This is a genomic window from Vreelandella gomseomensis (genome assembly GCF_031451645.1).
Classification (GTDB): domain Bacteria; phylum Pseudomonadota; class Gammaproteobacteria; order Pseudomonadales; family Halomonadaceae; genus Vreelandella; species Vreelandella gomseomensis.
Genome location: NZ_JARWAI010000010.1, coordinates 146,677 through 157,524 on the forward strand (window position 1 = coordinate 146,677; position 10,848 = coordinate 157,524).

General features: G+C 56.6%; 6 protein-coding genes. 5 read left to right on the forward strand and 1 reads right to left on the reverse strand.

What is annotated here, in order from left to right; genetic code table 11:
* Nucleotides 1–2: 2 nt before the first annotated feature.
* Both QC815_RS13905 and QC815_RS13910 read left to right on the forward strand, forming a co-directional pair.
* The gene (locus QC815_RS13905; protein WP_230447458.1) at nucleotides 3–3,449 is read left to right on the forward strand and encodes a glycosyltransferase family 4 protein; all 3,447 of its coding nucleotides are present in this window, start codon (nucleotides 3–5) and stop codon (nucleotides 3,447–3,449) included.
* Nucleotides 3,450–3,983: 534 nt separating this feature from the next.
* The gene (locus QC815_RS13910; RefSeq protein WP_310540394.1) at nucleotides 3,984–5,786 is read left to right on the forward strand and encodes a DUF4214 domain-containing protein; all 1,803 of its coding nucleotides are present in this window, start codon (nucleotides 3,984–3,986) and stop codon (nucleotides 5,784–5,786) included.
* A 353-nt stretch (nucleotides 5,787–6,139) separates the two neighbouring features.
* Here the strand turns inward: QC815_RS13910 and QC815_RS13915 are convergent, their stop codons facing one another.
* Nucleotides 6,140–7,300 carry a calcium-binding protein gene (locus QC815_RS13915; protein WP_310540396.1) on the reverse strand — a complete coding sequence of 387 codons (1,161 nt, stop codon included), beginning with the start codon at nucleotides 7,298–7,300 and terminating at the stop codon, nucleotides 6,140–6,142.
* Between the two features lie 231 nt (nucleotides 7,301–7,531).
* On the opposite strand from QC815_RS13915, the gene QC815_RS13920 reads away from it, so the two are divergent.
* The 3 genes from QC815_RS13920 to QC815_RS13930 all read left to right on the forward strand — a co-directional run.
* Nucleotides 7,532–8,683: a tyrosine-type recombinase/integrase gene (locus QC815_RS13920; protein WP_310540398.1), complete on the forward strand. Its 1,152-nt coding sequence runs from the start codon at nucleotides 7,532–7,534 to the stop codon at nucleotides 8,681–8,683.
* A gap of 121 nt (nucleotides 8,684–8,804) precedes the next feature.
* Entirely contained in the window at nucleotides 8,805–9,587 is a 783-nt protein-coding gene (locus QC815_RS13925) for a SapC family protein (protein WP_310540400.1), read from the forward strand.
* 228 nt (nucleotides 9,588–9,815) lie between these two features.
* Nucleotides 9,816–10,848, forward strand: a 1,033-nt coding sequence (locus QC815_RS13930) for a DUF4214 domain-containing protein (RefSeq protein WP_310540402.1), incomplete at its 3' end; no start/stop codon positions are given.

Genomic DNA, 10,848 nt, shown 5'->3' on the forward strand with positions numbered 1-10,848 from the left:
GCATGCAGACACTCACCGCCCTCCATCAGTTTGCTGTTACCTATTCCGCGGGCGACGGCATCACCAACGGCATGTTGTTTATCCAGCGCATTGCCCGCGCCTGGGGGCTGCCATCGCGTATTTACGTCATTGATGCCGAGGACAACGAGGACGATGTAGCGGACTACCAAGCTTACCAGCCCCAGCCAACCGACCTGCTGTTGATTCACCACGGCAGCGGTAACCCGCTCGAACACTGGCTGAAATCACTGCCGTGCTACAAGGTGCTGGTCTATCACAACATTACCCCCGAGCGCTTTTTCAGCACCGATCATCCCGCTATTCCGGTATTGCGCCACGGTAGAGAGCAACTCAGCCAGTGGCATACCTGGCTGGACGGGGCGCTGGCCGACTCCGAGCATAACCGCCAGGAGCTATTGGCCGCCGGGTTCCCCGAAGCGACGACCACCACATTACCGCTACTGGTCGACCTCGCCCGTTTCAGCGCCATTGGCAGCCCGCCCGCCAGCGAGCTGACCCGTAAAGCGCCCGATGAGATCCCCCAACAGGCGTATCAATTGCTGTTTGTCGGCCGTTTGGCCGGTAATAAGAACCAGGCAGGGTTGATCACCACGCTAGCGGAAATGCAAACGCGCAGCGCCTGGCCGGTGGCGTTAACGCTGGTGGGCGGCGGCGACCCCGCCACGCTTGAAGCGCTGCGCGAGCAGGCCCATCAGCTCGGCCTTGCCGACCACGTACACTTTGCCGGCAAGGTGGACGACCCGACGCTTCACCGCCACTATCAACAGGCCGATCTTTACCTCAGCCTCAGTGAGCACGAAGGCTTTGGCATGCCGTTGATCGAAGCCATGGCCCATGATGTTCCCGTTGTCGCCTACGCCGCCCCGGACAGCAGCATCGCCGACACCGTTGGCGATGCCGGGCTGCTACTCGTCGACAAGGACCCCAGCGCCGCCGCCGCTGCCGCCTTGATGGTGCTGGAGAACGCCAACCTGCGCGCCCGGCTCATTGCTGCCCAGCGTGAGCGGCTTGCGCATTTCTCACCGCCGGTACTGGTTGACGCCCTCGCCAACTACCTGGCGCAGTTGGGGTTGCAAGCACCCAATCCAACCCCCAGCCTTGCCAGCGGCTTACCGCCCCGGCGTCAACTGCGTATTGAAGGGCCGTTCGATTCCAGCTATAGCCTGGCACTCGTCAATCGCGAGATCACCCAGGCCCTGCTGGCGCAGCAGGTGGACGTTACCCTGCACAGTACCGAAGGCGGCGGCGATTTCGCGCCGGACAACGCCATTCTTGACCACCGTCCCGGCCTCGCCGAGGCGCACCGGCAAGCGGCTGCCCCCGCCTGGTACGACGCCGGGCTCAGGCTCTGCTACCCACCGCGTACCACCGAGTTACCTGGCAGGCACCGCCTTATTCATACCTATGGCTGGGAAGAATCGGTGTTTCCCCACGCCCATGCCCAGGCATTCAACGCCCGGCTTTCAGCGGTCACCACCATGTCGCGCTACGTCTCGCGAGTGTTGGCCGACAGCGGTGTCAAACTGCCGCTGCCGGTCACTGGCGTGGGCACCGACCACCTGACGTCTATCACGCCCGACCCCGACGCCATTGCCCCATGGTTCCCGGCACCACAGACAGGCGCCACGGTAGCAACACCACCGCTTACGTTTCTGCACGTCTCGTCCTGCTTTCCGCGTAAAGGTGTAGATGTGCTGCTTGCGGCCTGGGCTCAGGCGTTCACCCAGGCGGATAACGTCCAGCTGGTGATCAAAACCTTCCCCAACCCCCATCACGATATCGACCAGGCAATTGCCGACTGGCGGGCGCAGACCCCCGAAGGCGCCCCCGTGACGGTGATCAACCAGGATCTCTCCGCCGAGGCCATTCGCGCATTGTATCAGCAGGCTGATGTGCTGGTCGCGCCCAGCCGCGGTGAAGGCTTTGGCTTGCCCATGGCCGAAGCCATGTGGTGCCACCTGCCGGTGATCACCACCGGCGCCGGCGGTCAGCGCGATTTTTGCACCCCCGAGACGGCCTGGCTGATCGACTACCAGTTTGCCCGCGCGGCCACCCACATGGCGGAGTTCAATTCGGTATGGGTCGAGCCGGTCACGGCCCATCTTGCCGGGCTGATGGGCGAGTTTTATCACCACCACCAGCAAGGCGGGCTGGCGCAATGGGTAACCCCCCGCTGCGAGGCGGCCTACCGGCTGATCAGCCAGGAGCACACCTGGGCGGCGGTGGCCCGGCGCCAACGCCAGGCCGTTGAGACGCTGGAACACCAACCGCTGCTGACTCCGCGCCCGCGTATCGGCTGGGTCAGCAGCTGGAACAGCAAATGCGGCATTGCCACCTATTCGCGCCTCCTGGTAAGCCCTGCGCTCGCTGGACAGGTCACCGTGCTGGCCGACCACACTCCCGCCCGTATTGCTGAAGACGACGCCAATGTGGTGCGCTGCTGGCGGCAAATCGCCGGTGACGGAAAGGGCGGCTACGACGAAGACCCGCTGGATGACTTGCTGCATGAAATTCGCCAGCGCAAGCTGGAGATCGTCGTCTTTCAGTTCAACTTCAGTTTTTTTGGCACCGCCCCTTTATCAGCGCTGCTGGAAACGCTTCACGACGAAGGCATTCAATGCCTGGTGTTTTTCCACTCCACCGCCGATGTTACCTGGGGTACCCTGCAAAAAAGCCTGCAGCACATGGCCCCGGCGCTGCGCCGCTGTGCCCGCATCATGGTGCACAGCGTTGGCGACCTTAACCGCCTCAAGCACATGCACCTGCACGATAACGCCACGCTGTTTCCTCATGGCGTAATGGCCAGCCCCGAGGCCACAGCGCCCCAGGATCCACGCTTTCAGGCCCTCGCCGACAAGACGGTGATCGCCTGCTACGGTTTTTTGCTGCCCCACAAGGGTGTTCACGAGCTGATAGAAGCCTTCGCAATCCTCGCCGACCAGGCGCCGCAGCGCCATCTATTGTTGCTTAACGCCCTCTACCCGGCGCCCCCCTCAGAAGAGGAGGCCCAGCGCTGCAAAGACACCATAGCCCGGCTAGGCCTAGAGCAGCGCGTGACAATGATCAATGACTTCCTCCCCGACGAGCAAACGCTTGGCTGGCTGCAGGCTGCCGACCTGCTGGTGTTCCCCTACCAGCATACCCAGGAGTCATCCTCGGCGGCGGTGCGCTGGGGGCTCGCCAGCGGCAAGCCGGTGGCCTGCACCCCGCTGAGTATTTTTGATGACGTGGCCGAAGCCGTCACCTGGCTGCCCGGTACCCAGCCCGCCAACATGGCAGAAGGTATCGACGCACTGCTCAACGATCCAGGCGCCCGGCAGGCCCTGGTGCACCAGGCCGCCCACTGGGTTAGCGCCCACGATTGGGCGCGGTTGTCGCAGCGTTTAAACGGCTTGTTGACGGCGCTTGCAAGGCCGCCTGTCGCCTGATCAAACGGGCATCAGGCCCGCTGGATGGGGCGGGTTTGTCGCCCTAGCCTTCATGTAAGAGGGGGGTTTTTTAGCGCTTGCCTAAGTGACGAGGTAATGAGAGAGTAACATTCGCAAATTAGCCTCATCCTGGATGACGCTAACTTACATACGGCCCAAGGTGAAAGGAGCGCCTGGCGCAGGTACATGAGATTAAAGGGCCGTCGATGGACGAATCCGAGTAATCAAACACTGTTCTTGCAAGCGTGTTTTTTTTGCTTTTAACTGTATGTCGATTGGCAGAGGCTATGCTAGTCTACTCGCGGCACAAGCGCTTAATGGCTGAAATGTCTCGCCAAGTGCCAACAGATCTTGCTAATGGGTGAAGCGTTTGACATCATCAATCAGCAGTTCTATAACATCATCGCCTCAACGGGGTGTTCATACCCCACAACGGGGTATGGCAATGCAGGCCGAGGCCGACGGGTCTAGGTGCCTTCCATGGCACCGGTGGTCTGTAAATGTCGATTCGACAAACTAACGGAGTTTGAACTCATGGAAACAACTAACGCTATTCAGCAAATTTATATCGGCCTGCTGGGCCGTGCCGCAGACCAAGAAGGCCTGCAGTACTGGACCGACGAAATCGAAGCGGGCACGCTGACGCTTGAACAGCTGCGCGCCAACATCGTTGAAGAGCAGCCGGAATACGAAGCGACCTTCGGCGGCCAGACCCGCGCGCAAGTCGTTTCTCAGCTGTACGCTAACCTGTTCAACCGTGCCCCGGACGACGAAGGCCTGCAGTACTGGGTTAACGGCGAAGGCGCTGGTGTTAACATCGATCAGCTGGTACTGGCCCTGGTAAATGGTGCTTCTGCTGCTGACACGCTGGTACTGGACAACCGTACTGAAGTCGCTAACTACTACACCACCGAGCTGGGCGCTGAAGGTTCTTTCGACGCTGAGCTGGCTGCAGCAGTTATTGCAGACGTGGACGGTACGCGTGCTTCTGTAACGCAAGCTAAAACGTCTGTTGACAACGGCGACATCGAAGCACCGACGGCGAATGAAGGCCAAACCTTCACGCTCACTGATAGTGTCGGCGAGAACATCGTAGGTACTGCTAACAACGATACTTTCCGTGCTCTTGTCGATAACGACACTGACACTGGCGGTACTAGCACCCTGAACGTTAGCGACACTATCAACGGTATGGGCGGCACTGATACGGTTAACCTAACCTTCGTCGATAGTGACGGTACTTCAGCCGACGCTGCATCTCTTCCGACTGGCGTCGCTTTCGACAATGTCGAAATCGCTAACTTGAACCTCACCAATGCTGGTGCTGCGTTTGCCGCTGCTATCAACACCAGCGCTTTTGCTGATGCTGAGCAAATCTGGCAGATTGATAACACTAGCGGTAACGCTGCTGGTAACTTTGCTGGTGTGACTGGTCTGACTGCTGATGTTACCGCTGGCTTCCGCAGCGATGGATCTGCTACAGCAGACTTGGCTACTGGCGTGGTGCTGACTTCTGGCGCTACTGTTCAAGAAGCGAATCTTGCTGTTGATGGTATCGGTTCTACTTCTGACTTCACTTTTGCTGGTGCCGGATTGGAGACTTTGAATATCTCGGGCAGCATGCGTGACGGTACCATCCTAGAAATTAACGATGCTGGTCAAGAAGAGACCATCAACATTGGCCTCGCAGGCAATGTTGAAGTGAACAGCACTGGTGTTGCCGGTGGTGTTTCCGGTCTGACTACTGCTACCACCATTGACCTGAGCGATTCTACTGGCAACATCACCATGAACGTGACTGATGCTGGTGCTCTGGAAACTCTGACTGGCGGCGCAGGCAACGACAGCCTGACCGTTGATCTGGAAGATGGCAATGACGTTACTGTAAATTCTGGAGCTGGTAACGATACTGTTGTTCTGGCTGGTAGCGGTGCTGGTGCTAACAACGCCTCTACCATCACTTTTGGTGCTGGCAAAGACACGCTTGATATCAACACCATTAGCAACATCTTTGATGCTGACGAAGCTGACTTTGAAGCAGGTATCATCACCGTAGCCGACTTCAATGTATCCGAAGACGTGCTGGATCTGGGTGGTGCATCTACTACCTTGACTAACACTCAGTTGGATAACATCGCTGGTCAAGACAACCTGTTTGATGCTGCTGGTCAAGCTATCACTGAAGCTGGTGCTAACGGCTTGGCTGTCTTCAACTATGGCGATAACGCTTACGTTATTCAAGATGAAGGTACAGGCTCGTTTGATTCAGGCGATGGCCTCGTTGAGCTGACTGGCGTTCAGGTTGAAGACTTCAACGCTCAGAACTTCGTTGCCTAAGATCCCAGGTCTTATGCGCCACTGACATTGCTCAGTGACCAGAAACCCGTCTCGAAAGAGGCGGGTTTTTTACGTTTGGGCTGTATAGAGAGCATCTTTGTCGTTGCATAGGGGGCATTCTGTCGCGCAAAAGAATAATTGAGCGCGCGCCTTATAAATTACCTTTTTTCAGGCCGGTGATGGCGAAGTGGTAGGCATCAAAGTCCAATAACGATGGTTCGCGTGATCGGTTTTCGAGAGTGCAACCCATTGGGTCATGGTACCTCCTTGAAAATTAGGTATAAAAAACCCCCAGCCGAGGCCGGGGGTTCTGTGTCACTGAGCAAGCTCAGTGGAGCGTAAGACCTGGGGTCTTAGGCGAGGAAGTTAACACCAGCATCAATGTCTGCAACGCTCATGCCGGTAAGTTTGATAAGGCCATCGCCGTTTTCAAACCCTGTGTCACCTACAGCGACTTCGTTAAAGATGTAGGCATCACCACCAAAGTCAAATACGGAGTATTCACCTTGAGTAGTTGCAGTTGATGCCAGGTCAAGCGCGGCTTCAAGATCTGCAGCGGCAGTAATGTTCGCCTGCTCGGTGTTGGTCAGAACATCGCGACCACCAAGAGCTGAAACATCAATAACGTCTTCAGAGGCATTGAAGTCTTCTACAGTAATCATGCCAGCTGCAAAGTCAGTAACATCTGCAACGTTAGTCAGAGCAGTATCAACAACAAAAGTGTCGTTGCCTTCACCTAGAGTGACGCTGGTAGCGGTATTATTAGTATCGCCAGTACCATTAAGCGTAAAGGTATCGTTACCTTCGCCCAAGTCAAAGCTAGTATCAGCTTCATCGCTGATGGCAGCAGTGATGTTGTCGTTGCCTGAGCCGCTTACGAAAGTTTCGAGGTCAGTCAGTAGGGAAACATTGGTAGAGGTTCCAGCGTTACCGATAGCGCCGGTAGAGGCTGACAGGTCAACGCTTGTTGCAGCTGTGAAGTCAGAGATGTCCAACAGAACGTCAGAGCTGAACTCACCGGTGACTTCGGTTACGCCTACGGCACCGCCTGTACCGGAAGTCGAGCTATCGGTGACAGTCAATGAACCCGGGCCTGCAGGGGTAGCACCATCGTCATCAACGGAGCCAGAAATGGAAACGCTGGTCAGGCTAGTACCGGCAACATCCAGTGCAGAACCGTCATCTACGTTATCAAGTGCAACAACACCGCTCTCGCCGGTGAAAGTTACAGTCGCAGTAGCTGCGGTGTCACGGAAACCAGCTGCTTGGCCTTCAGCAACGCCAGCAATATCGTTTGCATCGTTAACTTGCCAAACTTGCTCAGCACCGGCGAAAGAAGTGGCGTCTAAGTTAGTAACTTGACCAGTACCGTCTGAAACCAAATTAACTACTTCAACGCTGGAAACATCAACACCGGCCGGTAGATCAGCATCAGCAGTAACAGTCAGGTTAAATGTATCGTTACCACCACGGCCGTCGATGGAATCACTAGTTTGGAACGTTTGGGCCAACACAGCGCGGAAAGTGTCATCAGCTGCTGAACCAACAACATTCTCGCCGACACTATCAGTGAGCGTCGTTTTATCCCTCTGCTAAACGGCTGATTAGTAAAAAGTTGATGTACTTTGCGTTGTCTGTTTCGACTCTACAACGACGCTACCACTTCCTATTCGATACTTTTTCTCTGTTTTGTTCGCTTGATTTAACCGCCACAGTTTTCGTTTCCTGACCACGGAGACGAAACGGTGCCTGTACAAAAATTGACCGATGCTGGTGTGTTAACACTGCACTGCCCAGAAGGGCGCAGCCATAGTGAGGTGTTCGATACCTTGATGCGTGGCCTGTACGTGGATGTAATGGCCAATGGCCGTTTAGCGTACCGGGTGCGTTATCGCTTACATGGCAAACAGCGGGTGTTCACCCTGGGGGATGCTCGCTTGCTTACGGTAGAAGAAGCGCGAGCGGCGGCACGTACGACTTTACGCAGGGTGTTAATAGGTGACGACCCGAGGAGTGAAGTGCTGCCGGAGCAAGGCCCCACCCTGGCGGCCTTTTTCCTTGAGCAGTATTTGCCTTATGTGAAGAGTTACAAGCGCAGCTGGAGCACGGATGAAACGATGCTTCGTCAGCATTTAATTCCTGCCTTTGGCGAACGAGCGATGGGCAGCGTGATACCGCCCGATGTTGCTAGGCTGGTAGAGACGATGCGTGGGCGAGGCTATGCGGCAGGTACCTGTAACCGCGCCTTGGTGCTACTGCGTTATGGCTACACGTTGGCGCTGCGCTGGAATATTGAAGGCGTAGAGCAAAACCCCGCCAAGGAACTAAAAGGCTTGAAGGAGGATAACCGCATTGAACGGTTTTTAACCCCCGACCAAACCCAACATTTGCTGGTGGCGGTGCGCAAAAGCCAAAATCCGCTGCTGGCCTCTATTGTGGCCTTTTTGATTTACACCGGGGCGCGTAAGCGTGAAGTATTAGATGCCCGCTGGAGTGATATCGATGTATCGCGCAAGCTGTGGCGCATTCCTAAAACCAAATCGGGCAAGGTGCGCCATGTGCCGCTTTCGATGGGCGCGTTGCAGTTATTGGCAGCGTTACGGGCAGAGCACCCGCCGTTGGACGGGCTCGTGTTTGCCAATCCCTGCACGGGGCGCCCCTTTGTATCCATATTCCACAGCTGGGATACCGCCCGACAGCGAGCAGGGCTACCTGAATTGCGTCTCCACGATTTGCGCCACAGCTTCGCCAGCTTTCTGGTCAATGCCGGGCGCAGTCTCTACGAGGTGCAGGAACTGCTCGGCCATGCGGATATTCGCACGACGTCACGCTATGCTCATCTCAGCCGCGAGCGTTTGTTTGAGGCGGTAGAAGCGGTGCCGCTGATCAAGGGTTAACCCCACAAGCAGGGCCGCTAGCCAGTCGCCATGGCGAACCGATACACTATGCCTCGTTTAAGCCATGCCTCACCTGTTTACGGTGACGCATGGCAGTTCTATGACTCAATGAGGTATGTCAGTGACCCAATGGATTGCGCTCTCAAAAACCGGCCACGCCGATACCCTTTACTGGCCTCGTGATGGCTACCACTTCGCCAGCGACCAGCAAGTGGTGCCGGTGCTACTCGCCGAGCTAGGCAAGCTGTTACCGCACTACGCCCTGGGCTTCGTCAAAGAGGGCGAGCGTTACCAGCCCGTGGCCATCACCGGATTGGGCCAAGGCAATCTGTACCTTCACCCGGAAGGCAAATGGTTGGGCAACTATGTCCCTGCCGCGCTGCGCGGGTATCCCTTTCGCTTGGCCCAGCAAGAAGACCAAACGGTGTTGTGCGTGGCGCAAGACCATCTGACCGATGACGATGCGGCCAAGCCGCTGTTTGATAACGACGGCAACCTCGCCAAAACCGTGTCGGATACGCTGGAATTTCTCAAGCAGTGCGAGCAGAGCCGCCAAGTGACCAACGCCTGCGTACAGAAGCTGGCAGACGCCGGGGTGATTGAAGAATGGCCCTTGCAGATCGGCCGGGGTGACGACCAACAGCCTTTGAAAGTGAACGGCCTGCACCGCATCAGCGAACAAGCGCTCAACGCCCTTGATGCCGAGACCCTGCACGGCCTGCGCGGCGGCCCGCTCTCCCTGGCCTATGCCCAGATGCTCTCGACCCACCAAGTCAGCGAACTGACCAAGCGGGCTGAGCTACTGGCGAAGGTGAGTGACACCCACGAAGTCCCCGAGAACCTGGACAGCGTGCTGGATGGTATGGGCGATGACGACGATTTGACGTTTGATTTTGATAGTTGAAGATGGGGCGCTATCGGATGATTTTACGTAATACATTAGCGTCTTAGTTTGTAATATTTCTGACGTGAGTTGTTATAGTTTCAAAATCAGTGAGTAACGCCCAACTCCGCCCAAACAGTTATTTTTTCTCGATTTGGTACATGTCGAGGCGAGTGCTTCTCTCAGCCTTTTTTGTTAGGTTGTCTTTGTGTGCTCAGCTGTTCAGATCAACCTAAAAAGGAACATTACATGGCCGCTTCCGACATTCAGAAAATCTACCTGGGTCTTCTTGGTCGCCCTGCGGATGCTGAAGGACTGGCGTATTGGAACGAGCAAATCGAGGATGGCACACTGACGCTTGAGCAGCTGCGCGCCAATATCGTTAATGAGCAGCCGGAGTTTGCCGACGGCCCCGGCCAAATGAGCCGTGCGGACTTCGTCGCCCAGCTGTACCTCAAGATGTTCGGCCGCGAGCAGGATGCCGAAGCGGACTACTGGATCAACGGCGAAGGTGCAGGCGTTAATCTGGACCAGCTAGTCATGGCGTTTACTGACGGCGCTTCCGAGGATGACACCGTCGCGCTGAACAATCGCGCCACCGTTGCCCAGCAAGTGACGGACGCTGGCCTCGCGTTGGAAGACGATGCGTCAACGCTGCTAGAAGGTGTGACAAATGACCCGGCCACGGTAACGGCTGCCCAGCAGGCGGTTGAAGCCCGTGCTAGCGGTGAAGAAGAGTCCACCGGTGGTGGTGGCACCACAGTGCCAACACTAACAGTTGTCGAAGCTGGTACAGCTACAGGTAGCTATCACTTGGAAGACACGGCTGGCAGCCTCAACGGCGCAACTAGTGATGTCCTCAATGGTGCCACAGATATCGCCGCCACTGGCACAGCCGATGTTGCCCAGGCCACAGCGATTGAAGCTGCGACCAACAGCGGCACTACCGAGATTGCAGCCCTTGAAGACACAGCAGCAGCGGTTGCTGGCTCTTCTGATGCGGTGCTCGATTTAGTAACTGGCACCGTTACCTCAACAGGAAACGCTACAGTAGCTCAGTCCGAGACGTTGGCAGGCTTCACCAAGGCTGTTGTCTACAACGTTGAAGGTACTGCAACCGAGGTGGCTGATGCTCTAGGCGGTACTGCTGAAGCACAAGCAGGCATTAACGATGCAGTTGACGTGTCTGCTACTGGCACAGCCGATGTTGCCCAGGCCACAGCGATTGAAGCTGCGACCAACAGCGGCACTACCGAGATTGCAGCCCTTGAAGACACAGCAG